The 26,058-nt window shown below is 42.3% G+C and carries 23 protein-coding genes; 10 read left to right on the top strand and 13 right to left on the bottom strand.

Translation table 11 applies throughout. The annotated features are described in order from the left end of the window. Nucleotides 1–3 precede the first annotated feature (3 nt). Nucleotides 4–864 (top strand): hypothetical protein, encoded by an 861-nt coding sequence (locus P2W71_RS27080; RefSeq protein ID WP_276374582.1) that lies wholly within the window; start codon nt 4–6, stop codon nt 862–864. 130 nt (nt 865–994) lie between these two features. On the opposite strand, the gene P2W71_RS27075 is transcribed toward P2W71_RS27080, so the two are convergent. Beyond that, nucleotides 995–1,894, bottom strand: coding sequence for a DoxX family membrane protein (locus tag P2W71_RS27075; RefSeq protein ID WP_276374581.1), 900 nt, complete (start codon nt 1,892–1,894; stop codon nt 995–997). A 275-nt stretch (nt 1,895–2,169) separates the two neighbouring features. Between P2W71_RS27075 and P2W71_RS27070 the strand changes: the two genes are divergently transcribed. Then, nucleotides 2,170–2,745: a hypothetical protein gene (locus tag P2W71_RS27070; RefSeq protein ID WP_276374580.1), complete on the top strand. Its 576-nt coding sequence runs from the start codon at nt 2,170–2,172 to the stop codon at nt 2,743–2,745. A 366-nt stretch (nt 2,746–3,111) separates the two neighbouring features. Here P2W71_RS27070 and P2W71_RS27065 read toward each other — a convergent pair whose 3' ends face one another. Continuing rightward, entirely contained in the window at nt 3,112–3,498 is a 387-nt protein-coding gene (locus P2W71_RS27065) for a hypothetical protein (protein WP_276374579.1), read from the bottom strand. 37 nt (nt 3,499–3,535) lie between these two features. On the opposite strand from P2W71_RS27065, the gene P2W71_RS27060 reads away from it, so the two are divergent. Continuing rightward, complete coding sequence (locus P2W71_RS27060; protein WP_276374664.1) at nt 3,536–5,173, top strand: sulfatase; 1,638 nt, start codon at nt 3,536–3,538, stop codon at nt 5,171–5,173. 222 nt (nt 5,174–5,395) lie between these two features. On the opposite strand, the gene P2W71_RS27055 is transcribed toward P2W71_RS27060, so the two are convergent. The 3 genes from P2W71_RS27055 to P2W71_RS27045 all read right to left on the bottom strand — a co-directional run bounded on the left by P2W71_RS27055 (nt 5,396) and on the right by P2W71_RS27045 (nt 8,711). Continuing rightward, nucleotides 5,396–8,050 carry an ABC transporter permease gene (locus P2W71_RS27055; protein WP_276374578.1) on the bottom strand — a complete coding sequence of 885 codons (2,655 nt, stop codon included), beginning with the start codon at nt 8,048–8,050 and terminating at the stop codon, nt 5,396–5,398. Continuing rightward, nucleotides 8,047–8,376, bottom strand: a complete 330-nt coding sequence (locus tag P2W71_RS27050) for a helix-turn-helix transcriptional regulator (protein WP_276374576.1) — start codon at nt 8,374–8,376, stop codon at nt 8,047–8,049. Before P2W71_RS27050 ends, P2W71_RS27055 begins: the two co-directional genes overlap by 4 nt. Before the next feature lie 80 nt (nt 8,377–8,456). Further along, nucleotides 8,457–8,711, bottom strand: coding sequence for a hypothetical protein (locus tag P2W71_RS27045; protein ID WP_276374575.1), 255 nt, complete (start codon nt 8,709–8,711; stop codon nt 8,457–8,459). Nucleotides 8,712–9,129: 418 nt separating this feature from the next. On the opposite strand from P2W71_RS27045, the gene P2W71_RS27040 reads away from it, so the two are divergent. Further along, entirely contained in the window at nt 9,130–9,498 is a 369-nt protein-coding gene (locus P2W71_RS27040; RefSeq protein WP_276374574.1) for a DUF1987 domain-containing protein, read from the top strand. 40 nt (nt 9,499–9,538) lie between these two features. Here the strand turns inward: P2W71_RS27040 and P2W71_RS27035 are convergent, their stop codons facing one another. Next, complete coding sequence (locus tag P2W71_RS27035) at nt 9,539–10,225, bottom strand: DUF6629 family protein (RefSeq protein ID WP_276374573.1); 687 nt, start codon at nt 10,223–10,225, stop codon at nt 9,539–9,541. Between the two features lie 193 nt (nt 10,226–10,418). Further along, nucleotides 10,419–12,857 carry a TonB-dependent receptor gene (locus tag P2W71_RS27030; protein ID WP_276374572.1) on the bottom strand — a complete coding sequence of 813 codons (2,439 nt, stop codon included), beginning with the start codon at nt 12,855–12,857 and terminating at the stop codon, nt 10,419–10,421. Between the two features lie 134 nt (nt 12,858–12,991). Here P2W71_RS27030 and P2W71_RS27025 point away from each other — a divergent pair, with 134 nt between their 5' ends. Next, entirely contained in the window at nt 12,992–13,354 is a 363-nt protein-coding gene (locus P2W71_RS27025; RefSeq protein ID WP_276374571.1) for a hypothetical protein, read from the top strand. A gap of 2 nt (nt 13,355–13,356) precedes the next feature. Here P2W71_RS27025 and P2W71_RS27020 read toward each other — a convergent pair whose 3' ends face one another. From P2W71_RS27020 to P2W71_RS26995, 6 genes are all read right to left on the bottom strand, one after another. Beyond that, entirely contained in the window at nt 13,357–14,121 is a 765-nt protein-coding gene (locus P2W71_RS27020; protein WP_276374570.1) for a LytTR family DNA-binding domain-containing protein, read from the bottom strand. 3 nt (nt 14,122–14,124) lie between these two features. Then, nucleotides 14,125–15,150 (bottom strand): histidine kinase, encoded by a 1,026-nt coding sequence (locus P2W71_RS27015; RefSeq protein ID WP_276374568.1) that lies wholly within the window; start codon nt 15,148–15,150, stop codon nt 14,125–14,127. A gap of 112 nt (nt 15,151–15,262) precedes the next feature. Next, on the bottom strand, nt 15,263–16,690 hold the full coding sequence (locus P2W71_RS27010; protein WP_276374567.1) for a fasciclin domain-containing protein: 1,428 nt from the start codon (nt 16,688–16,690) through the stop codon (nt 15,263–15,265). Nucleotides 16,691–16,880: 190 nt separating this feature from the next. Continuing rightward, nucleotides 16,881–18,110, bottom strand: coding sequence for a DUF6596 domain-containing protein (locus P2W71_RS27005; RefSeq protein WP_276374566.1), 1,230 nt, complete (start codon nt 18,108–18,110; stop codon nt 16,881–16,883). A 136-nt stretch (nt 18,111–18,246) separates the two neighbouring features. Continuing rightward, nucleotides 18,247–18,600, bottom strand: a complete 354-nt coding sequence (locus P2W71_RS27000) for a YciI family protein (protein ID WP_276374565.1) — start codon at nt 18,598–18,600, stop codon at nt 18,247–18,249. 28 nt (nt 18,601–18,628) lie between these two features. Beyond that, nucleotides 18,629–19,183 carry a dihydrofolate reductase family protein gene (locus P2W71_RS26995; RefSeq protein ID WP_276374564.1) on the bottom strand — a complete coding sequence of 185 codons (555 nt, stop codon included), beginning with the start codon at nt 19,181–19,183 and terminating at the stop codon, nt 18,629–18,631. A 106-nt stretch (nt 19,184–19,289) separates the two neighbouring features. Between P2W71_RS26995 and P2W71_RS26990 the strand changes: the two genes are divergently transcribed. The 5 genes from P2W71_RS26990 to P2W71_RS26970 all read left to right on the top strand — a co-directional run bounded on the left by P2W71_RS26990 (nt 19,290) and on the right by P2W71_RS26970 (nt 26,006). Next, on the top strand, nt 19,290–19,706 hold the full coding sequence (locus P2W71_RS26990) for a DUF1801 domain-containing protein (protein ID WP_276374563.1): 417 nt from the start codon (nt 19,290–19,292) through the stop codon (nt 19,704–19,706). A 157-nt stretch (nt 19,707–19,863) separates the two neighbouring features. Next, nucleotides 19,864–21,042 carry a DUF4856 domain-containing protein gene (locus P2W71_RS26985; RefSeq protein WP_276374562.1) on the top strand — a complete coding sequence of 393 codons (1,179 nt, stop codon included), beginning with the start codon at nt 19,864–19,866 and terminating at the stop codon, nt 21,040–21,042. Between the two features lie 72 nt (nt 21,043–21,114). Then, the gene (locus tag P2W71_RS26980; RefSeq protein WP_276374560.1) at nt 21,115–22,251 is read left to right on the top strand and encodes an imelysin family protein; all 1,137 of its coding nucleotides are present in this window, start codon (nt 21,115–21,117) and stop codon (nt 22,249–22,251) included. A 16-nt stretch (nt 22,252–22,267) separates the two neighbouring features. Further along, a complete protein-coding gene (locus P2W71_RS26975) occupies nt 22,268–23,617 on the top strand; it encodes an HTTM domain-containing protein (protein ID WP_276374559.1) in 1,350 nt (449 codons plus the stop codon). Beyond that, a complete protein-coding gene (locus P2W71_RS26970) occupies nt 23,598–26,006 on the top strand; it encodes a TonB-dependent receptor (protein WP_276374558.1) in 2,409 nt (802 codons plus the stop codon). The genes P2W71_RS26975 and P2W71_RS26970 overlap by 20 nt, the downstream gene beginning before the upstream one ends. Nucleotides 26,007–26,058 lie beyond the last annotated feature (52 nt).

The raw sequence follows: 26,058 nt of genomic DNA, 5'->3' as shown, positions 1-26,058 counted from the left end.
CGTATGGGAAATGATATCGGCTATGCACAGGGGCAAAGCCCCGGTGGTGGTTACACCAACAGCCAGAAACCAGCACCGCTTTATTCGAAACAAGCTGGTTCAACAAGTACTGGCCAGGGACAACCGGCCAGCAACCTGATTACGGATGTGTTTTTACATATGTACCTCGGTACCTACGATATCACTTCGGGAAAGTCAACCGACGATTTTATTGAGTGGTATATTACCGGAAAAAATGTGAAGGACTCAATTTTAAACAGATGGGAAATGCTCGGCATCAATCTTCACGTAATCATCGATGGGAGCAATATAAAAAAAGCAACAAAGGATCTTACTGCATCATTATTTTCAAAAAACGCTCTGGTGATCTATATCGGGCATACAATTCCACTGGTTGATAAGCGCACAAATAAACTGATAGAGGCACCGTTAAATCCTTGCCGGGTCAAGGTGACTAAAGACAATAAGTACCTGGCCCACGTCATCAGGAATAAGGAACTCACTAAGCTGATAAATCATAAACGATACGCTGCCACTGCCTTTCTTATTGCTTCATGTTCTTCTCAGCAATCCATCGGTAATATTGCCAATAAGAAAAAGACGGTGATCACCACAGATTCTGGCAAGAACTTTACGACGCCGGTTTATTTTTTCGCAAGAGCATTAGAGGTTTTTCTCGACAACATATTGGGATATCAGCTCGTCGATACGGCGAAGCAATATCGCCCAATGCAAGAAGCGATACCGATAACAACCATTTCAGTGAAGGCAGGAATAGACAAGGCGAATGCTGTATTTACCGATGCTAAAATCGTAGATAAATTTGTCTTCAGCAGTGGAACAGGAGATATGAAAGTGGTTTGAACAGTCATTAATTCGTGGAAACAATGGCCCATCGGATTACCTAAAAAGCGAGCTGGCCAAAAACCGTGAGGTGTGGATCATCCAGGAACGTAAAACTTGCCGTCCATAGGATCAGTACTAGCCGCCTAGGCTAACGTGAACTGAGATCCTCATCCTTTTGCTCCCGATTCGATGTCATCGCTATGATAAACAAAAGCGAACTCGTCGCCAAGGCCTCAAAAACAGCGGTAACTTCGTTCGCATTTCCCTCTGCTCCCAATGCACGTGGAATATGAAGAACGATCAGCCATATGAAAATCATATAGCCGGATAACGTAGCGGCAAGTTTTCGCTGAATATTAGTGATGATGCCAAGTCCGCCTGCAATTAAGGCCACCCCAGCCAGGTATGTCCAGAACTCCGGAAAGGGAATCCACGCAGGAACAAGAAACTTTACAAAGGATGCGAACAGGAAATGTTGAATACCGCTTACGAGTAAAAACAATCCGATAAAATACTTCGACAAAGGTGCTAACCGGTCAATGATCCTTTGAAGCAAGGATTTAGTCACTGTGGGTTCAGTATCTCTGAACGTAGACGCGACCAGTAGCGCACCAAATCCGATTGTTAACGCTTTGTTTGTATTCGTGAGTATAATACCATAATCAAGGCTGATAATTAACGCATAGATATTTCTCAAAGCCGCCCACACTAAAATTATCATGCCAGCACACGTTACGGTAAGTATAGGTTTCCAGTGAGTAAGGATGGAGATTCCGGCAACCAGCAAAATAATTCCGCAAGCATAAGCAAAGAGCAATTTGCCGGGTAATGCCTCCGGCCACAGGGGCGGCCTGCCCGTAACAAATTCGCCTAAGATAAAATGCTGAAGTGCCCATGATATTAGACTGATGGCAAAAAATACTTGAGCTAGCCTTACCGAAACGATCATCAAAAAGGGGTTTGATCGTAAATCTAAGATGGAAGGATCTTTAACCAATTGTATAAAACATGCATAATAGGCAACGACGTAGCCAGTAATCTCTTCCATCCAGTGGCCCGAACAAAATACCTACCTAGCTAAACCCACCTGTCAGTTTACAGACAGTAGAGCTAACCCTTAGCTACCCCTTAGCTAGAGTCAGGTTTTGTTCACAAACCTGTAATTATGGCAGTCTAAAAAAAGGAAGGGATAGTTAAGAAAAAAATTAGCCCGAAAATAGGTTTCGGCCTGCTGCTATACTTTTGGGGATCACTTCTACGAAACACCGCGGCTATCGGGAGGCGATACCAAATCAATTACTTAACCTTAAATTTTATTTTATCATGGCTATTATTAAAGAAAACGACTTGACCGAAGGCATGAGCGGCAAGTTTGGAAAGAAAATCGTATTTCGTGTGGTACGTGGCGTCACCATAGCAACAAGAAGGTCAACAAGCGAGCAGGTCTTGTCTGTAAAACAAATAGCACACCGCGAACGCTTTGGTCGTGCTACCGAATATGCGAAAGTAAAAATGCAAGACCCTGTAGCAAAGGCTGCATATCAGCAGATGGCTGGCGATAAACCGTTCAGCAGTGCATTATCCGAGGCTGTAAGCGACTATCTCATACCTCCCAAAATTTTAGATGTAAGGATAACCGCATTTGCCGGGTCTGTCGGAAGTACAATTTCCGTGGTGGTCTTCGACAACCTGAAAACAATTCGGGTCACCATCACTGTCATGGACGGTGACCGTATCATCGACGCTGGAGATGCTGAATATCAGCCCGGGACCAAAGAATGGACATACGTTACCACCCAGCCGCTACCTGCGTTCTCGGGAATCAAAATCATTGCTACGGCGATCAATCGACCTGGTAACGAAACAATATTCGAAAAATCCATGGATAAGTCGTATTGATTTACTATTCCATATAGTTGTCCTTACACTTCCCTGTTAAGCGATGCGCCCGCCGTTGTTGGTGTTGCGGGAGCCTGGTGCGCGAGCTCCACCAACAACCGCAGGCTCTCGGATAACAGGCTTTGAATGCAGACGCTAAAAATAAAAACTTCGATTTAATAGATCCAACTACGTTGTTGCGCGAAGCGTATGCGTCACTAATAACTGCAGACATCTGGATAACCCGACTTCGAAGTAGCACTCGCCCAGCCGTTGTTGGTGTTGTGAAGAGCCCCTTGCGTGAGCTCCCCCAACAACCGCAGGCTCTCGATAACAGGTTTTGAATGCAGACGCTTAAAAATAGAAACTTCGATTTAATAGATCCAACTACGCTGTTGCGCGAAGCGTATGCGTCACTAATAACTGCAGACATCTGGATAACCCGACTTCGAAGTAGCACTCGCCCAGCCGTTGTTGGTGTTGTGAAGAGCCCCTTGCGTGAGCTCCACCAACAACCGCAGGCTCTCGGATAACAGGCTTTGAATGCAGACGCTTATAAATAAAAACTTCAGTTTGATAGATCCCAACTAGCGTTTCGCGAAGTATACGCGTCGCCAACAAACGCAGACACCCGGATAACAGACTTCGAAGCAGCCTATTGAAATCAAACCCTTCAGATGATAACTTGCCCTCAACAAAGATTTGAGAAGGTTTGCTTAAATTTTTATCGGGAAATACTGTATTTTGATTTTTGAACACAATCCAACGCCCCATGGTCAAATATTTTGTCGCGCTGTGCACTTTGCTTCTGATGCAAATCGAAAGCGTATTCTCTCAGGCAACCCAAAATTCCAAACGACCGAATATTATTTTTATCATGTCGGATGATCATGCATATCAGGCTATATCGGCATACGATAAACGATTGATCCAAACACCCAACATCGATAGAATAGCCAGCATGGGTATGCTTTTTACCAATGCAAGTGTAACGAATTCCATATGTGCGCCTTCGCGTGCAACTATCCTTACAGGAAAGCATTCCCATCTTAACGGAAAAATCGACAATCATTTTCACTTTGATACAACAAACATCACGTTCCCACAACTGCTTCAGCGGGCAGGTTATCAAACCGCGATGTTTGGTAAACTGCATTTTGGAAACAATCCCAAAGGATTTGATCAGTTTAAAATTCTTCCCGGGCAGGGCGCGTATTACAATCCTGATTTTATTACGAAGCATCAGGGAAACATCCGGGTTGAAGGGTATGTCACCGACATCGTTACGGATATGACGTTAGATTGGCTCAAAAAAGAGCGGAATGCTGATCAGCCGTTTATGCTAATGTATTTACACAAAGCGCCGCATCGTTCGTGGTTAATGGCAGAGCGTCATTTAGAGGAATTTACCAACAAAAAATTTCCGGAGCCGGCAACACTGTTTGATGATTATTCAGGCAGAACTTCTCCCGTTGCTGAGGCGGAAATGAATATACGCAAGCACATGAGTTGGGCTGGCGATAATAAAGTTTTTCCCGAGGTAATGGATGAGCTTGGAATCCCCGAAATCGGATTTGACAAAGAACGATATAAATATGAGTTCAGCCGATTGAATCCTACGCAGGCAGAAAATTTTAAAAAGGTCTACAGCAAGGTCAACGAAGATTTTAAAAAGGCTTATCCAAGCATGACCGATGGGGATAAAATGCGTTGGAAGTATCAACGCTATATGCAAGACTACCTCGGTACAATCAAAGCCGTTGACGAAAATGTCGGACGGTTGCTGGACTACCTTGAAGCCAATAACCTCATGGAAAACACAATCATCGTGTATACGTCCGACCAGGGATTTTACCTGGGAGAACACGGTTGGTTTGACAAACGTTTTGTCTATGATGAATCCTTTAAAACGCCGCTCCTTGTAGCATGGCCTGGAAAAGTCAAAGCAGGTAGCCGTTCCGATGAGCTTGTCCAAAACCTGGATTTCGCTCAGACGTTTCTGGAGGCTGCTGGAATTCCGGCGCCTACCGATATGCAGGGTGAAAGCATTATTCCTGTGCTCACAGGTCAATCGGATAAATGGACAAGAGATGCGGTCTACTATCACTATTATGAGTATCCCGCCGAACATATGGTCAACCGCCACTATGCGATTGTTACCAAGGATTACAAGCTTATCCATTATTATTTTGTGGAGGATAAATGGGAATTGATCGATCGAAAAAAAGATCCAATGGAATTAAAAAATGTGTACGATGATCCAGCCTACGCCAACGTGAGAAAAGATCTGCACGCAAGACTTGAGAGGCTGAGAAAAAAATACAAAGACAATACGCAACTTAGTCAACGTTATGTCGACCAGTTTATGAAAGATGCGTCCGCTGGTAAGGTGTTCGGAGTTACAAAGGAAATGGCCGATAAAATTTTCGAAAGAAGAAAAAAGAACTGAAAAGCGGGCTCAGGAAGATGACCTCACTTGGGTAATTATACAAAAAACATAGGCAAACGTTATGTGTTGTATTCGACAGGATCAAAACAAGGGTCATTTGAGACTCCTAATAATAAATGCGTCAAATCCTGACGCATTTTAGCCATATGCGATAAAAATAGCACTACGTCGTTTTCCCACATGAGGCGACGTCGCTGCCTGCTGCTTTGAAAGATAACGTGATCATTCCGATCTCAATTTCTCCACGGGTTTCACCAGCGCTGCCCGGACAGATTGGTAACTTACCGTGAGGAGGGCAATGAGAATTGCTATTGCACCCGACAATATAAACACGTCCAGGCCAATCGCTGTCCGGTAAACATAACCTTCCAGCCATTTCTGCATAATATACCAGGCCAAAGGCGTGGCGATAATAAACGACACGACTACAAGCTTGATGAAGTTTCCGGTAAGCAAATGAAATATACTGTTCATCGAAGCCCCCAGTACGAGCCGGATACTGATCTCTTTGCCGCGTTGCTCAACCATGTATGCCGAAAGAGCAAAGAGACCAAGGCAGGCAACAAGTATTGCAAACACAGCGAAGCTGGTAAAGATTCTTTCCATCCTTCTAACATCATCGTACATGGCAGCGTACCGCTGGTCAAGAAACGTGTACCGGAAGGGTTGATGTGGAACTAATTTTTTCCAAACTTTTGCAACTGCCTCCAGCGTACCATGCATATCCGTTGAACTGGTCTTGACAGACACAATCTCGGGACTGTTCCCGATCGCGAGACAGAGGGGTTGAATGTTTTCCTTCAGCGATTCAAAATGAAAATCCTTTACCACACCAATAATATTCCGAATTTCCCAGCCATTTGTTATGCGTTGGCCCACAGGGACCTGAAGGCCTAGTTTTTTGGCCATCGTCTGGTTGACAATAACAGCCTGCGAATCTGTGGCCATTTGGACATTAAAATTTCTTCCTTCTACAATCTCCATGCCCATGGTTTGAATATAATCGTGATCCACACGCCATATCTGCCCGCCAATTCCTTTGTCTTCTTTTGTTCGTCCTTCTTTCCAGAAGCTGTTCCCATTACGTTTGGTATTTCTGATCGGTAAATAATCGCTCACGGAGGTATATTTGACCTGAGGTAATTGCAGTAACTCTTTTTTAAAGGTGTTTATCTGTCCGCCCAAAGTACCTGCGCCTTGCACGAGCAGGACCTGATCTTTTTCAAAACCTAATTCCTTGTTTAGAATATAATCCATCTGACGATGAATAATAAAAGTGCTTACGATCAGTACTATGGAGGTTGTGAATTGAAACACAACCAGTGTACTTCGCATGCTGGAACTTTTGCTTCCCCGGCTCAGGTCACCCTTGAGTACCTGGATCGGTTTAAAGGACGACAAATAAAAGGCGGGATATAGGCCGGCCAGTATTCCTACCGTTAGGACGACGATGAAAAGAATAGGCATTAGCTGCCATTCAGTCCAGGGCAAGACGATTGACTTGCCTGAAAGCATATTAAAATACGGCAACAACAAGACGGCGACCGCTACCGCTATTACACACGAGAGAAAGCTGAAAAGAAATGACTCCGTAAGGAACTGGGTAATGATGTTGCCACGAAACGAGCCTACAACTTTTCGAAGTCCTACTTCTTTCGCCCGGTTTGCAGATTTGGCTGTTGAGAGATTGATAAAATTAATGCAGGCAATAATGAGAATAAATATGGCGATGGTTCCGAATAGCCAGATGAAGCGCATATCGCCATGCTGCAATGAATCACCTACGTCTGAGTCTAGGTAAATATCAGTGACGGGCTGCAATTCAAGGTGGGCATGCCCCATCATTTCGCGGATATCTTTTTCGCTCATCTGTCCGGTGGCAAGCATGGCTGGTAAATAGTATTTCTCGACGATGCCTTTCATCATTTTTTCCGCCAATGCTTTCGCATCGGTCCCCGGTCTTAATAAAACATACGTCGGATAATTGGAAGCATCCCACGTACTTTGTTCTCCCTCAAAAAATTCTCTACCAGTCATAGTGATGAGAAAATCAAACTGAATATGCGACGTAGGAAGAAAGTCGCTCACGACACCGCCAATTTTATACGGTTCGGTATCTTTATCATTCACAATTAAAAGTTTTCCCGTGGGATCTTCTCCCGGAAAATACTTCTCGGCTATTTGCTGCGTGATCACGATGGTCCCCGGCTCTTTTAATGCAGTTGTTAGGTCTCCATAAACCATAGGCAAGCTAAATATTTCCAGCAGCGATTGATCGAAGTAGACAATTCCCTCTTCAAAGGAATTCTCGATGTCGCCGTCTTTTCGAACTTGTGCTGTCCCCGCGCCAAATAGTGCACTTGCGTTATACCGTCCTGAGAGTTCTACTTCTGGATAGTCTTGTTTCAATGCAGGAGCGAAGGGCGCAGGAAACCATACTTCTCTCGACATATTTCCATTGTCATTAAATACGCCAACAACGCGATAGATCCGTTCGTAATTAGCATAATGACTGTCATAACGTAACTCATCGAGAATGAATAATGAAATTAAAAAACACGCGGCAAGGCCAAGCGCTAGCCCACCTACTTTAATAACAGAATACATTTTTTGCCTCAGTAGACTTCGCCAGCTGATCTTGAGATGGTTTTTATACATCGCGAAAGAATTATTGTGAGTTGATTTGAAGGATTTTATAAATCCAGGTCTGAAATATTTTATAATGCTCCAAGTAAATTCCCGTCTCGCCTTACCAGGTGATGCAGCATACTTTTTGTAAAAAACCTCGGTAAGATCTCCTTCCAGTTCTTCGAGATAGTCCTCTCTGCAGAACCAGCGAAAAAACTTTAGCGCATGTTTCGGAGGCTGCGGTTTCATGAATGGAAAGCAATTTTTGGGATCTGATTATAAAGACTGGTACGGAGTGAATACTGATAATCAAGGACGCGTTTTCCCAGCGCTGTTAGGACGTAAAACTTTTTCCTCCGTCCACCGCGCTCCTCGGTAATACCTCCGAACTTTGACTTAACAAACCCCTTGTCTTCCATGCGCTTCAACGCGACATGGACCGCGCTGATGTTCAGCTTTTTTCGCAAATGCTGCTCCAGGTTTTCGAGAATGGAAACACCGTAAGCATCATGATGAAGGGCAGCAACCATAAGCAATACCAGCTCTTCAAATTCACCTAGGGAATGATCTTTCATTTTTTTTTGATATTTACTTAACAAACGTGAAAGTAATGCATTAGTTTTACTTTTGCTAAGTAAATACAGCGAAAAAATTATCAATCATCGCCGCCACTGCATTCATCCCCAGCACCATCCTGAGAACGAGAGTCGTCATAACCCCAGACGCCAATTTCACTTTCATAAAATCCGGGGATATTTTTTCGATTTTTGTTCCCGTTCGATCTAGCATGGGGCGCAGCAATGTCTTCAAGATCATTATCCAGAAAAATGGAATTAGCCAGATGAGAATATTTGTACGAGGATTTGATTATTAGAAAGCTTTGTTTTTGTCTTGTTAAAATGGATGGCAAAATGCAGGGTATAGGCGATGTAGAATACAATTAATGAAATGATTAAAACACCATACTCTTAAATTATCGATTAGGCGTGGTGCTTGTATTTTTGTGACTTCTCCATTAATCTAACATCAATCTGTTGAGGTAAGGTAGGACATTACTTCTTCTTAAATTTTCTGAAAATAACCTTGATTTACAATGGTTTAATAAGAATTAACAATTGGTATGGGTTCTTGCTCAATCTACAGCAGCGAGCGTAAGTAATATTAATCTCTATATTCAACACAATGCCCAATTAGCGCATCACCGATTTGGGATTATTACATCCAACAACGGAGCAACGCTGCCTTTTCACATCCGTCCGTCACACTCACTGAAGTTTTTGATGGAGATATTACTTAAATTGATAGTTAAGGCTTAATCTACATTTAATATGAACACATTGCACATCGAGGGATCAGATGATACCCCGGAAATTATCTTCAATAAAGAGACTGGTGTATTTGAAATCAAGGGCCGCTCACTACCAGAAGATTGTGTTGAATTTTTTAGACCCGCGCTTGAATGGATTGAGTTGTATAAGAAAGAGCCTAACCCCATTACGGAACTAGTGCTTAAGCTTGAATATATAAATACAGCGTCTTCCAAACTTATACAAGACATTCTTTTATCGCTGGAAAAACTTAAAGGAACCAAAATCATATGGTGCGCACGCGACGACGATGATGATATGGAAGCAATGGGTCACGAGTACGCGGAGATTATAGAACTTCCTTTTGAGTTTAAAACCTATACGACATAATCTCGGCTTGCGAACCTCCTTTGCTTTAATAAGCATTACATCATTGTGACAGCGTGCTTTCATTTTCCAGGTTGCGTTGCCTATCTGCTTCCCGTCGGGAGAGGATGAGCACAATTAAGATCAACATACTGATGATCGCCGCAAAAAAGCACCACACTGAAATTAAATGCTCGTCAAAATAGATCTTCGTGACAATAAAGGAAGACAATATAGCCAGACCCAGTTGCCACATTCCTTTAAAACTTGAAACGAAAAGCGGCAAGACAGTTGGCATAAAATAAAACACACTGCTGATGGCCGCAAAGGCTAACGGAAAATTAAGAATATACCGGATATGCCCTTCATGGATTTCCGCCTTAATGTCATAAACAAACATGCAGTACAAGAGGTATACGGAGATGATAATGCCGATCGACAATAACCCGGCAAGTATCTTTTTTCGCGTCGGGTCTTTCTCCAGCCGCCAGATGGATAACGGTACCCATATGGGCCATATAAGCTGGGCAAAGATGAGAAAAATATATATTGGAAAATGGCGCCACGATTCGTGTTCTGTTCCTGAGAGTCCAATCCATAACATGCCTTCGGCTGCTTGTTGAACAGCGAACATAAGCGGAATCATGGCAAAGGGTACTTGCGCTGATCCCTTAACATTTTTAAGAGTGGCAACGCTCAATGCACCTAAAACGGCACTCGCGCCAAAACTAGCTCCGGCTGAAAAACACATATTAAATGGTTTAAAAATTTACAAACTTCTTATGTGTTACGGAGGTCTGGCAGGAGGGCGACAGTAGCACGGCAAGAGTCAATCAATGCAAATCGAACAACGAGAAGCAACTAAAAATACAAGGCATTGTAATGTAATATAGCGCTAATTCCGCCAGGGTTTATCATTTACGTGATTACCAGACGGACAATTCTTAGAATTCCAGAATAAAGCCTATTGTCGGTACAAAAAACGGATCGTCATCTTTTAAAATGATGGGAATAGCGTTGGATCCATCAGCCTTTATAGGTTCTCCATCAGTTGTTTTATAGGTGCTATCTTCATTCCGCTCAAAAGTATAATCTGGTGCGGAAGGAGTTTTCGAAACCAATAAGTTCTGGATATCGAGATACAAATCCAGGGTTAACCTTTTATAATTCCACTTCTTATCTATTCGTAAATCGAGCTGATTAAAAGAATCAAGACGTTCAGCATTTAGACGCGATAGATCCAGTACGCCTGTTCCCAAACTTAAGTAATTGCGCTGCGACGCTTCAAGATCAAAAGGCGTATAAGGAGCCCCACCGGCGTAGCGGAATTTCAACCCAAATTCCCAGCCTTTCTTGAATTTTTTTCCGAGCAACCCAGATACAAGGTTTCTGTTATCCCACGCAGAGGCTATGTGCTCATCATCTGCCCCGGTGAACTCGCTTTTGTACCAGGTATAAGAGATGACATAAAACGTATTTTTTGTAAGCTTCTTCTGAATGAAAAGCTCAACACCAAACGACCTTCCTTTACCAGTACTGCTGATGGCTTCGTTTCCTATAGCGCCAAATTCTGCCCCTTCATTGGCAAGCGAAATCCCTCTATTGATGGATACTGGATAATGATCATAATTTTTATAAAAACCTTCGGCAGTAAAACGAAATCCATCATTGGGCAGATACTCTATTCCTGCTACATAATGGGTAGATCGGATATACTTACTGTCCTTGTTGACATAATTCCCCTGATTGTCTTTAAATCCTAATACAGTGTAGATCGGTGTTTTATAATATTGCCCGAGTGATGCATTGATGTTCCATTGGTCGTTGACGGCATATGAAAATGATACTCTTGGTGAAATTGTCTGAACTGGATCACCTCCATCCGTAGTAAAAGAATTTAAATCGGTACGAACGCCTCCCGAAACACTGAAGCGGTTATCAAAAAATGTTTTGGTCAGTTGTGTAAACGCACCATATTTTATGAAGTCAATGGCAGTATTAAAATTAATGATTGACCCTGGTTGAATGATATTCCCATTTTCATCCGTGATTTCTTTCCGGAATTTGTTGAAGAGATTATTCGTGAATTGAACATACTGAAATGTTAGTCCGTAAGAATATTTCCAGCCGTTCACTGATTTATTAACGTCAACGCGCAATTTATTTTCAATTTCGTCAGAGGTTGATTTAAGCGTGCGAAGAGATTCAATCTCGTTTTGACCATCTTCAAATTTATCGAGCTGATTCGAGAAATAGTTACGACTTAAAGCGATATTAAGATAACCGTTCGTTAAAAGCCGCTTTAACGCAAGGCCTACTGTATAGCTGTTTTGGTTGATCAAGGGATTGGATCGTAACACATATTCTTTTTCCGGGGTACTTTCTTTAGGTACGGCAAAAGTGAAGTCGTCGATGGCGCCAAGTCCGATTGCTGTCAGTGTGGTCTTTGCATTCAACTGGTGGGTAATCTTAAACTGGAAATCCCAGTAACTTGGCCTGATGGGCAAGTCGATCAGCTTAAAAAAGTATTGTAAATACGACCTTCGCGCTGACGCTAAGAAGGTTGTTTTCGATGATATGGGTCCATCAAAGGTTGTGGCCAGTTCTGTTCCGCTCAAACGGATATTCCCTTGAAGTCGTTCCTTGTTACCATCGCGTTGCACAAACTGAAAGACAGACGAGAGTGCGTTGTCGTACTTGGCATTGAATGCGCTGGTACTCAGTGTCACATCTTCAATGAACGATACATTTAAAATTCCCTGGGGACCACCTGAACTGCCTTGGGTGGTAAAATGATTGATGACGGGCACTTCGATTCCATCCAGGTAATACACGTTTTCATTCGGTGCGCCGCCGCGGATAATAATGTCATTTCGAACGCCACCGGGACTGGAACTTACGCCGGGCAACGATTGAATAACTCTTGAAATATCAAAATTACCTCCCGGATTGCTGCGGATCTCTTCGGTCGATAATTTTTGAATTGACAGCGGACTTTCAAGTGTGGCCACCGCAGCAGTCCGGCCCCCTTGTACGACAACTTCATTTAGGGTTGTCAGTTCTTCCTCTAATTCAAAATTCACAATACTGGCATTTCCTGAAGTAAGAACAATGTTAAATTTTTTTAAGTCTTTATACCCGACAAAGGATGCTTTTATCGTATAGCTTCCCGTTGGGGCAACAATTTTATAACTCCCGTCCAGTTCGGAGGCCGCACCGACGGCTTGCTCAGTGCCTTCCAAAACAACAGACACTCCCACAAGCGTTGCCTGCGTGTCGCGATCTTTGATAACACCTGTAATGACGCCAGTTTGGGAAAAGACAACTTTACCGGAGAAAAGCAACAATAAAGTATATAGGTAAGCCAACAGTGTTTTATTCATACGCCACACTTGAATTTTTTCACTCGTTCTTAGAACAAGTAATTACTTTATAAGTTAATCATGTCGATACATTAATGACGCTTTTTTTCAGCCTCAATAATCTTCACGAAATCAATTTTGTAATCATCAAATCTATGAAGGCACTCATCATTATTTTACTATCTACATTTTCTCTAAATCATCTTTTCGGTCAGCAGAGCCCTTCTTCACAATCGATGGAGATCGAACAGCTGAAAAAGGACGTACTGGCTTTGAACAAGGATGTAAATAACATTCAAATGAACCTGGGAAAAGCGGAGAACAAATTCAAACGTGGTATCGGAATGGCCACGCTTGGTTATTCCGTCACCATTGCAGGAGGTCTGATGTTAGGTAGAAAAAATGATGACCTGGGTAAGATACTCTTAGTGTCAGGCGGAGCCATTGGAATTACGGGTACAATTTTAATGGTAGATGCATTTAAATATTTGGGACGGGCTGCAAAGAAGCGACCTTAGTGTTATCGGTCCAACCAGGCTTTAAATTCGTGAACACGCTCCCGGCTTACCAACAGTTCATGTTCAAAAGTTTGATTAAGCTTAACTTCAAGGCGCGAACTTATCAGTCCTTTAATTTCCGTTACAGCCTCGAAGTTCACGATAAATTTGCGACTGATCCTGAAAAAATATTCGGGGTTAAGCATTTGTTCAAGTTCCTCCAGTGTGTGATCGATCATATGTTTGCGACCATCTTTTCCAATCATGTACGCGGTTTTTCCCTCGGCGAAAAAGTAGGCTACTGAATGTGTGGGTTTGTATTGTAGCTTGTTTCCTGCTTTAACTAATATGCGCTGCTTATACCTATGGCTTTTTTGGGATAAAAGATCTTTCAATGCGCTGATCTCAGATTCATTGAGGCTGATTTTGGATGCTGATAATTTTTTAAATTTTTCAATCGCATGGCGCAAATCATTTACCTCTATAGGTTTCAGAAGGTAGTCAATACTATGTAGCTTAAAAGCTTGCAATGCATATTGATCAAACGCTGTGGTAAATATGATAGGCACCTCAATCCTCACCTTGTCAAAAATTTCGAAGCTCTTTCCGTCTGCCAATTGAATATCCAGGAATACGATGTCTGCATTTTTGCCCGACTGAAAATATGCTATGACGTCCTGGATGGAATCGAGTTGACCTATTACCTGGATACTTGAATCGCATTCAGCCAACAATGTTGTCAATCGTTCAGCGGCCAATACCTCATCTTCTATAATCAATGCTTTCATTTCTCAGTTCTCCAATTGAAGTAAAGGAATTTTAACCCTGAATTCCTCATGAGTTTTTACAATCTCCACAGGCGTGTCACTTAAAAATTCATAACGCTTCTTAATATTCTTTAACCCGATAAAAGTCGAATCTTCCTTCACAGCCTTTTCCTGGATATTATTGATAACTTCTATCGACCCATTTTGTGAACTGATTTTAATCTTTAATGGATTTTTTGTGGAAACCACGTTGTGTTTGATCGCATTCTCAATTAACATTTGAAGGGATGCGGGGGCAATGAAAAATTTATTAGCATCAGCTGAAATATTTTTTTCAATTGAGATATTATCACCAAACCTGATTTTTAAAAGAAATAAATAGGAATCCATAAACTCCAGCTCTTCATTTAGTGATACGATCTTTTTCTCCTGGTTATACAAAAGGTATCGGTAAACCTTTGAAAGTTGCGCGATAAATTTTGCAGATGTATCGGCATCCTTATAAACCAATGTTGAAAGGGCATTGAAACAATTAAAAAGAAAATGCGGATTGATCTGATTCCGCAAAGCTTCAAACTGAGCTTCGATGCTAACTTTTTCCAATCGCTCGGCTTTCAGCTCAGATTTTTTCAACCGTTCCATATAGTAATAAATGGCATTGAGGCAATTAAGAAATAAGTTGACACGGAATCCAAATGCCAGTACCAGCACAAGGTGATTGGTACTCCATACAATATCATGTTGTAACACGGCATACAATGCGCCCAATGAAAGGATGGAGGCAATGACCACGTTCACCATACTGCAAACAAAAAGAATGATTAAAGCATGGATTTTTTTCCCAAGCAATTGATGGAGGAAAGTTAGCCGCCGTTCTACGAAGCGGTTTAATTCCCAAACCAGCAAAATCTCTACTCCGATGAGACCAAATAAATAGAAATAGGGAATCTCAACGTCAAGCAATTTGGTACCGACCGTGAAAAGAATATTCAGGAAAGAATAAACGGCTAGGAGAAGAATGAACAAGTACCGGTACCGAAGGCTAAACACGAAATTGAATTGAATGGTGACTAAAAACCAGGAATCAATGAAGGTGACATAAAGTTACGCCCTGCCGAAGTAACAAAGGCAGGGCGGTAAACAAAATTAACACTATTTTCAATTACGGTAATAATACACGATCTATCGTATGAATGACACCGTTTGTCGCCAATACATCCAGGAGTGGTGCGTTGGAACTAAGATTAGCAACATTTCCTTTGCCATCAGTCACAGTACTATTGGTTGCGCTGATTGCTACATTGCCATTCAAAGTTGCTACGTTACCGTTCGTGAGATCTGTCGAAAAAACACGAGCCCCCACAATGTGATGTTGAAGGACGGCGCTTAATGTTTCCAGTGGAATATCATTAACACCCGCTACACCCAAAGCAGTATACAATTGTTGGAACGAAGCATCTGTCGGTGCAAAAACTGTTATGTTAGCCTCGCCGTTGCTGGCCGCTTCCAGCAGATCCGTTGCCGTTCCGCCCGTCCGTCCAAGGGCGGCAACCAACTGTGTAAACTCCGGATTAGCACCCGTAGAAAGATCTATCGCGAGTTGTGCGATCGATTTTGAGGGTGGTACTAAAGTTCTGTTAATAACATGCACAACACCATTTGATCCGGTAATGTCTGTTGCGACTACCTTAGATTTTGCGTTGATAAAAACGCCAGCCGCTCCGTTGTTGCTAAGATAAAAATCCCCATTTAGCGTCGGGATAGCTGCACTGCCTGAAGGTAATTCTGCTGCTAAAACTTCATCATCAATGACATGATACTTCAAAACTGAATTTAATGTGGCTTCATCAGGTAGCGTCGTAATGCCCGCTGCTGTAAATGCTTCATTAGTAGGTGCAAAGAGCGTTAGTTTTTTGTTCGATGGCCCATTGCTTAACAATGTTGAGAGTATGCTGGGGTCTGCAGCTTTCACTGCGGCAATCAGTGTTGTGAAATCCTTATTGAAATATGCAGGAGCAACGATGGTTCCGACGACGGGTGCAATGGATGGTGGTACCAATACGGCGTCCACAATATGAACCACCCCATTCAAGGTCGTTACGTCTGCAGTTGTAACGTTCACAGTACCATTGAGCTTCACACCGCCGGCGGTGGTTACCGCAATATCTTCTGTGTTTGCTGTTTCTACATCACCAGCCATCAACTGACTAGCTTTTAATGCGCCCGTTGTGACCACATGATATTGAAGAACATTCTTCAAAACATCTTCAGGAATGTCGTCCAGGCTTGTCTGGCCGATGGCCGACAATAAATTATTAAAAGCTGTATTGGTTGGAGCAAATACGGTGAAGCTGCCATTGCCGCTTAAGGTTGCAACAAGGTCAGGATACTTTGTCAATGCAGCAACGAGGGTCGACAAATTCGAATTACCTTGGGCAACTTGTACAATATTCTGATCTGCTGTAGGGGTGTTGTCATTGTCGTCATCGTCACAACTTGCGAAAAATGTGAGGGAGGTCAAAAAAAGAATGACCATTCCCAACCGGGAACTAATCCATAATCTGTTTACGGTTTTACCATGATGTTTCATAAAGCTTGAGGTTTTGTTTTATTCTCGCTTATTAAAACACAGGGAACCTTGTATGGCTTTACGTCCGGGAGTGAACCGTGAGGTTGGTGTGACTGAACCAGCAGATTTTCGGATTGAATGGTGATGAGCCGACTAATCAATTTGGATAATCATCTACTATTAATTGAATCGGCGATTGCAAAGTGAATGGTTATAGGTTGAGTTGTCCAATCTTTTTTAATACAGCGCTTTTTCCAGACTCAGTTTTTACCAGGTCGAACGCTTTTTGATAACTTAATAAGGCTTTGGCATTGTCAATGCCTGTGTATAATTCTCCCAGCAACCCGAAATAAAATGGATTATCCACTAAGTCTAACTTTTCAGCTTCTGCAAGCGCTGCCTTTTTACCTCTTGCTTTTGCGAGCGCGTAGGTCCGGTTCAAAGCAGCAACAGGCGAATACTCCAGTTGCAGTAATTTATTATAGAGTTGTAAAATGTTTTCCCATTTTTCATCAGTATCAGATTGCCTTGTATTCCAGTAAGCGATGCCTGCTTCTAAATGATATTTTGAAATGCTGTCACCCGTAGCCGCACGGTTTAAGAAATATACGCCCTTGCTGATAAAATCAGAGTTCCAAAGACTTGCATCCTGTTCTTCATATAAAATAATCTCACCCGAAGTTGATATTCGTGAATCAAACCGGGAGGTATGAAAACACATTAAAGAAAGTAAGGCATTCACTTGTGGTTTGTTCGTTGGCTCATTTTCCACGAGCATGGTGCATAACCGAATGGCTTCAAGGCATAATTCCTTTCGAATGGTTTTACTTTGACTGAGCGAATGATAGCCTTCATTAAATAGTAAATAGATCGTCGTCAATACTGGCCATAATCTTTCGTCAATATCGGCTTCGATAAATTCAATGCTGATATTTTCCTCGCGCAATTTTTCCTTTGCCCGAAATAATCGCTTATTGATAACTTGCTTGTTCGTGAGAAATGCGTCTGCTATCTCTTCAATCCCAAAACCGCAAAGAATCCGGAGAGCCAATCCGATTTGTCCTTCAGGTGGCAAAGCAGGGTGGCATATCGCAAACATCATTTGCAGTTGACTGTCATTGATGTTTTGAGGCGAAAGATCAATTTCAAATTCATAAAGTCCATCTGTCTGGCCTTTTACAACAGACGATATTTTCGTATCAAACAATGCTTTACGATGAAGAAAATTCTTCGCCTTGTTTTTTGCTACATTATATAGCCAAGCCGTTGGATTTTCCGGAATTCCTTCAATTCCCCACGATTGGGTAGCGGTAAGGAAAGTATCACTGGCAATGTCTTCGGCTGTTTCAAGCTGAGCAAATCCAAAACGCTTCCCAAGAACGGATACAATTTTTCTGTATTCCGTCCGGAATAAATGAGGGATGAGTTCTTCCTTGTGCATCGTTCAGCCTTTACACTCATTATTTCATACATCAACCTGAGACGTAGTACCTAGTTAGTTAGAGACTTTGATTCTCCAGGCCTTAGTATGATAATATTTTTTTACGCTGTCGAAGAAGTCTTCATTGAGAAGGTGATTATTTATGATGGACAGATACAACTTTTCTTACTTCCACAGTATTGCCTTCACCCATTAAAATCGGGCAACCTTTTGCGATACTAACGGCTTCGTCGATATCTTTTGCCTTGATCATGATATAACCGGCTAATGATTCCTTCGTTTCTGCGTAGGGCCCATCCGTAATTACATTATTTGACCTTATCACTTTACCTTCGGTTGCCAGGCCCTTGCCGCCCAGAAATTTGTTTTGTGCTGCGATGCCGCCAACCCAGTCGTTATACATCTTCATGTAAGCTTGCATCTGTTCAGGCGACGGCTGTGCGTCTTTAGTAATAAGATCAAGGCGCATCAATATTAAATATTCGTCCATGTGTCTTTCTTATGAATTGAATTTATTTTTATAAAGGTCGGTAGCACAACAGCACGACACCGCTTTTGAAAATTTTTGTGTCTGTCAATTTAAGGTCAAGCTTTGTGGTAATTCCTTTGAAGATCGTGGCGCCGTCATCCAATGCCACAGGGTCTATCATAAATTGATAGTTGTCAATTATTCCTGCCTGTGCAAACTGTGTAACGATACTGCCGCTTCCCAAAACTACCATATCTTTTCCGGACGTCTTTTTTAACTTCTTTACCTCACCAATAATATCGGTTTTAATCAGTCGGGTATTCTGCCAATCTGTCTTCTTCAATGTTGTTGAGAAGACAATTTTTTCGGATTTGTTCATACCCTTGGCCACCCCCGGAGCGTTTTGCATGGCCATCGGTGTCGGCCAATAGCTCGCCATCATTTCATAGGTTTTGCGTCCAAAAAGAATGATGCTTTCAGATTTCGCTCCTTCAGCAGCATATTCACTTTCTTCCTGGCCATGTCTGTGCCAGGTGATATCTTCATTGGCTCCCTTAAAATATCCATTTAAGGTCATGAAATTGAATACAGTTAGTTTTCTCATAAATTTCTTTTTTAAATTGATCTACCCCCTTTACAAATGAGGTTCACCGAATTGGACATTTATTTTCGAAATTATTTGAGGATTCAAGGATATTAAGATCAATATTATGGCTGAACAAAAAACAAAACCTACTGAGGTATCCGTTGAAAGTTTCCTGGAGACCATTCCGGACGAGAACAGAAGAGATGATTGTTTCGCCCTTGTCAAAATGATGAAGAAGATTACGGGGGCGAAGCCGAAAATGTGGGGGACCAGCATAGTCGGATTTGGCATATATCATTATAAATATGATAGTGGTCACGAAGGCTTCTCCTGCTTAACCGGATTTTCACCTCGCAAGCAGAATATCTCCCTTTATGTAATGCCGGGCTCCTCAACCCAGCAAGAACTCTTACAAGAACTTGGCAAACACAAGGCTGGAAAGGGCTGCCTCTATATAAAACGATTGGCAGATGTAAATTCCGATGTTCTTGAAAGGCTGATCAAAATGTCCGTGGACAACCTCAAAGAAAAATACAAATAGTTACTTATCAATTAGTTACCCGGCTAAAGGCCGTCTCAGGACGTGCAACCGCTTTGAACCGAAGCTCTTCTATATAAATTATTTATAAAAAGTCTAAATAAGCTTATTTTGAACCGGTCTAAATAATATCTTTGCAGCCGAACTTATTAATTTACTAATGCAAAGCTATTTAATCTCCTCCCGGACCGTTCTTGCAGGGCTATTAGCGGTTGGTTTATTCGCCTGTGATGATGATGATGCAAAACCACATCTTCGTACGGCCATTGATTATAACGTTCTTACCCCCCAAACAAACTATTCAGACTTGTTTGTTGATGCTGACGGAAACACAACTGTGGATTTCTCGGAAGGTAACGACCGGCATAAGATGTTTCAGGCACTCAATTACTATTCTACTTCTCATATTGGTGCCAATGAACACATCGATGCGCCTGTTCTGAAAAACATGTTCTCAAATGTGGGAAACCCATTCACGGACATCTCCACGACAACAATCAATGTGGATGGCGACCAACTCAATGCATCGAGCGTCCAGCTGCGCAATGTAGTAGCCTCCTCTTTGTCCAGCACCGCGGCCGAAGAAGTTCGAACCACTATTGAAGAATACTTTGATGAAATTGAGGAAGCAAGTCATTTCGTTGCCAATACAGCTTCGCAAGGTGTAGCGGGAAAACTAGGCAATTATTTGGTAGATGAAAGAGGAATTGAGATTGCGCAAATCATTCAGAAGTCTCTCATCGGTGCATTACAACTTGATTACATTGGAAATATCTTATTGGATGCAGGGTTAAATGCGGATAACCACGCGCTGGTTGACGACGAAAATTATACAAAGCTTGAACACAATTGGGATGAAGCCTACGGTTTATTAACGCTGAATCCAATTTACCTGGAGGGTGCTACCAATGACGAAAGAAAGACCACCGAGTTTGGCGCAGGCTCTTATATATGGGAATACAACAAAGCAAACTACGCAAACATTTACCCGGCGTTCCTAAAAGGAAGGGCTGCGATTGTTAATAATGACAACGCACTGTTACAGGAACAGGCTACCTTCATCCGCACAGAATTTGAAAAGGCCATCGCCAACGCGGCCCTAGGCTACTTAGGAAAATGGAAGACGGGTACAACGGACGCCGCCCGCGCACATGCGATCGGGGAGGGCATCGGTTTTATATACTCGCTGCGTTTTGCCAAAATTCACAACGTCGATGCAGCATTTTCAGATAATCTCATCAATGGTCTCATAGGTTCTGCCAATGGTTTTTGGGACCTCGACGCAGACAAAATCAACACTGCAGCTGATGCGATCAAAAATAAATTCAACATACAATAACATTTTCAGCAGCAACACTGAATGGATTGATGGATACTCCGTCAATCCATTTGTCATTTTTAAATTATGATAATGATCGGAAAATCTAAACACCTCTTTGTATTTGTTTTAGCACTTTTGCTTTCAGCATGTGGAGGCGATGATGATAATCCTACACCCGTCGACAATACAAAAGACCGGGAAGCAATTCTCACCCATTGGGCGGATAACATCATTAAGCCTTCCTATACCAACTTTAGCAGTCGGTTGGATCTAATGATTACGCGGTCAGAGGCATTTACAGCTACGCCAACCGTTGCAACGCTACAGGAATTTCGAAATGCTTGGATAGATGCTTATACCGAATGGCAAAAAGCAGAATTGTTTGAATTTGGCCCTGCCGATAAATACACCATTCGTAACTTTTTCAATATCTATCCTGCCGATGTCACTGGGATTACATCCAATATCAGCGATCCATCCGCAAACCTTGATTTGCCCTCGTCATACGCCCGCCAGGGGTTTCCTGCCCTGGATTACTTGTTGAATGGTTTGGGTGACGATGATGCCGCTATTGTTGAAAAATACACCACTGATGCTGATGCTGCTAAAAGACTGGCATACATTGAAAGAATTGTTTTGAGAATGCAAACCTTGATCAATAATGTAATTACAGAATGGAATGGAGCCTACCGTGATACGTTCATCGCAAGCACCGGATTGGATATTGGATCGTCTATGGGCGCTGTTGTAAATGCCTATGTTCTACATTATGAACGGTTCATTCGTTCCGGAAAAATTGGAATTCCCGCCGGCGTTATTGGAACAATCGTTGGCTCACCTTTTCCTGAAAAAGTTGAAGCCTTTTATAAAAAAGATATTTCACGAGTCCTCGCACAAATCGCTCATCAGGCAGCGATCGATTTTTTCAATGGAAAAAGCTTTAATGGTGGAACAGAAGGGCCATCCTTTAAATCCTATTTGAATGCTTTGGATGCAAAAGATGCTAATACCGGAACACTTTTATCTACCATTATTGACAATCAGTTTACAACCATCAATGGCAAGTTGGCCCAATTGATGCCTGACTTATCACAACAAATCGGAACTGATAACGAAGCCATGGTTGACGTCTATACCAATATGCAAACGGCTGTGAGATATCTAAAAGTGGATATGTCGTCTGCCATGAGCATCACCATCACCTATACAGATAACGACGGGGACTAGAATGTAAAAAACGCGTGTGAAAAATTATCTTCAGAAATCAACGTCCGCCGCGCCGCTAGCTGTTTTCAGAATAGCGCTTGGACTGTTGCTTTTTGTAAGTTTGATTCGTTTCTGGGCAAGAGGATGGATCCATGAACTTTACATTGAACCAAAATATTTCTTTCCGTTTTATGGGTTTGAGTTTGTCACTGCGCCTGGAGAATATATCTACGTTCTTTTTGCGATTTGTGCGTTGTCAGCCTTGATGTTTTCCCTTGGATTGTTCTATCGCTTTTCAAGTATCGCATTGTTCTTAAGTTTTACATACATCGAGCTAATCGACAAAAGCACTTATCTAAATCATTATTACTTCATCAGCATGATTTGCCTGTTGATGACATTCTTACCAGCACATGTTTATTTTTCCGCAGACGCGTACCGGAATAAGTCATTGGCAGCAAATACCATCCCGCAATGGTGTATTGATTCCATCAAACTTTTTGTTTGTATGATTTATTTTTTCGCTGGGCTGGCAAAAGTTAACAGCGAATGGCTGTTGGAAGCCCAACCGTTGCGCATCTGGCTTCCGTCTAAAAATGACCTGCCGATTATCGGATGGATATTTAATTATACGTGGGTGGCCTACCTGTTTTGTTGGGTGGGTTGTCTGTATGATTTAAGTATACCCTTTTTGTTGTTGAAACGTTCCACCAGATTGCTTGCTTATTGCGCCGTCATCAGTTTTCATGTCCTTACGGCGATTCTTTTTCCAATTGGAATGTTCCCCTACATCATGATAGCCACAGCGTTGATTTTCTTTTCCGCAGACGTCCATAAGATGATTCTTGTACTGATCGCCTCGTTGTTTGGAAAAACAAAAGAGTTGATGTTTCCAAACAATAATTTCAAGTTCAAACCTGTGCGACAATCGCTGTTGATTTCGATCTTCAGCGTATTCTTCATCATTCAGTTACTCATGCCGTTTCGCTACATGATGTATCCTGACGAATTGTTTTGGACGGAAGAAGGGTACAGGTTCTCCTGGCGCGTTATGCTGATGGAAAAAGCAGGGCATGCCCAGTTCACCATTAAAGACGAAAAAGGGAAGATTGCCGTGGTAGACAACACAGAATTTCTAACGCCGCTGCAAGAAAAAATGATGGCAACGCAACCCGATATGATTTTGCAATATGCTCATATTTTGCGTGATCACTTTTCGAATTCCGGATGGTCTTCGCCGTCCGTATACGTTGATTCGTATGTAGTACTCAATGGTCGCCTTGGAAAGCCCTTGATTGATCCATTAACAGATCTTGCTAAACAAGAAGATTCATTTGATCACAAAGCATGGATTTTACCTTTTAAAAATGAAATCAAAGGTTTCTAGTATTCTGTTTTTTTGCTTCATCGCATTTAGTGCAGCAGCACAGCATCGGCTGTCTGGTGTGGTCCGTTCTGAAGAAGATAGCGTGGTGGTAAATGAATGCGTCGTCTATTTGAATGGTGGCACTAAAAGTGCACCCACAGACAAAGCCGGACGATTTGTTTTCGAAGATTTGGCCAACGGCAAATACACGTTACACTTTACAGGACCAGGATATAAATATTCAAACCAAGAGGTCATTATATCAAATAACGATGCGGTCGTACGCTCTTACTTAACCCCTTTTCGCGAGACGCTCCAAGAGGTAATGATTACCGATGCCTCAGACAATTTTGGTGTTACGCGTATGCGTGCCGTTGAGAACCTCGGAATCTATGAGGGAAAAAAATCAGAAGTTATTGTGCCCGAAAAACTGGTGGCTAATCTCGCTACCAATAATGCACGTCAGGTGTACTCACGTGTGGCCGGGCTCAACATTTGGGAAAACGATGGCGCTGGTATTCAATTAAGTATCGGGGGCCGTGGTTTGGATCCCAATCGTACCGCTAATTTTAATGTGCGTCAAAATGGATACGACATCAGCGCCGATGCGTTGGGGTATCCCGAAAGTTATTACACACCGCCAACAGAAGGTATTGGCAAAATTCAGATTGTAAGAGGGGCTGCATCGCTTCAATATGGAACCCAGTTTGGCGGGCTCATTAACTTTAGTATGAAAAAACCTGTACCTGACAAGAAACTGGAGTTGTCAGCCAGCCAGACCGTTGGTTCCTACGGATTTTATAATGCTTTTACAAGCGTGAGTGGCACTGTAAACAAACTCAGTTACTATACTTTCTTTCAATATAAAAGAGGGGACGGATGGCGTAAAAATTCTCAGTTCGACAACCATACATTCTACGCAAATATCAATTATGCGATAAACCCGAATACAAGCATCGGAATTGATGTAACAAAAATGGGATACCTGGCGCAACAGCCCGGTGGATTGACAGACGGGATGTTTCTTGAGAATGCACGCCAGACAAATCGTGAACGGAATTGGTTCAAAGTGAACTGGAATTTGTTTGCATTGCATATTGATCATAAGTTCAACGCTACGAGTGAGTTTAATGCACGGGTATTCAGCCTGTTTGCAAACCGCTATGCTGTTGGCTTCCGGCCCAACCGCGTGGCAATGGAAGACGATAACAGCGAACGAGATTTGATTAAGGGTGATTTTGAAAACTGGGGTGCCGAGGTTCGTTACTTAAAAAGATATCAGCTCAGCAAAATCCAGTCTGTATTATTGGTAGGGGCGAGATATTACCATGGCTTTAATCACAGTACGCAAGGATTTGGAAGCAAAGGCGCCAATGCAGATTTCAACTACATAACTTCTGATGAAGCAATTACATACGATTATCGTTTTCCTAATAAAAATGCAGCTGTATTTCTTGAAAACATCCTGTACATAAATGATAAATTGTCATTAACACCAGGTATTCGCTTTGAGCATATCAATACCGTTGCAGAAGGATATTATGGCTGGGTTTCTAAGGACTTGGCAGGAAATATAATAGATGTAACCCGTTTCGATGAAAAGCTTAACAAAGGGCGTCAGTTTCTTTTAGCAGGCTTAGGCGTTAGTTATAAAGCAACGCCATTCATTGATATTTATTCCAACATATCGCAAAACTATCGCTCCATTACCTTCAATGATATGCGGATTTCAAATCCCTCTGCGGAAATAGATCCAAACCTGGAAGATGAAAAAGGATATTCTGTTGACCTTGGTGTTAGAAGTGAACAGACAGCGCTTTTTAATTATGATGTCAGTCTGTTCTATCTGAATTATGACAACCGCATAGGCGAAATACTCGTGCAGGATAAAAGAAGAAGAGGAAATATCGGACATGCGGTTATCCAGGGCGTTGAGGCATATGGCGAGGGTGACCTGATTGGTTTACTTCATTCCAAAGAAACACCATGGACGGGCATACTTTTTGGTAACGTGGCTTTCATTGGCTCTGAATACAAGTCTAGCCAGGCACCAGGCATCACAGGGAAGAAGGTGGAGTTTGTGCCCTCGGTAAATTTAAAAACCGGCGTGCGCGTTGGTTACAAAAATCTGAAAGGTTCATTTCAGTACACCTACTTATCTCAGCAATATTCCGACGCCACCAACGCAGAAAAGGAGGTAAGCTCGGCCGCCGTAGGCGGTACAATACCATCTTATTACGTGATGGATGTAACCCTTTCCTACACGTTTAAGAAATTTGGAATTGAAACCAGCGTGAACAATTTAACTAACAACATGTATTACACGCGGAGAGCAACGGGTTATCCAGGGCCTGGAATTTTGCCTTCTGATGGACGAACCTTCTTTGTAACCCTGAAAGCTAGAATTTAGCCCAACGGTTCATTGTGCGGTTATTCAATGCAAGGTGAGCCCTTTAACAAGA

Source organism: Chryseolinea sp. H1M3-3, from assembly GCF_029360725.1.
In the GTDB taxonomy this organism is placed as follows: Bacteria; Bacteroidota; Bacteroidia; order Cytophagales; family Cyclobacteriaceae; genus Chryseolinea.
Note: the sequence above shows the minus strand (reverse complement) of the source record. Positions and strands in the feature narration are given on the sequence as shown.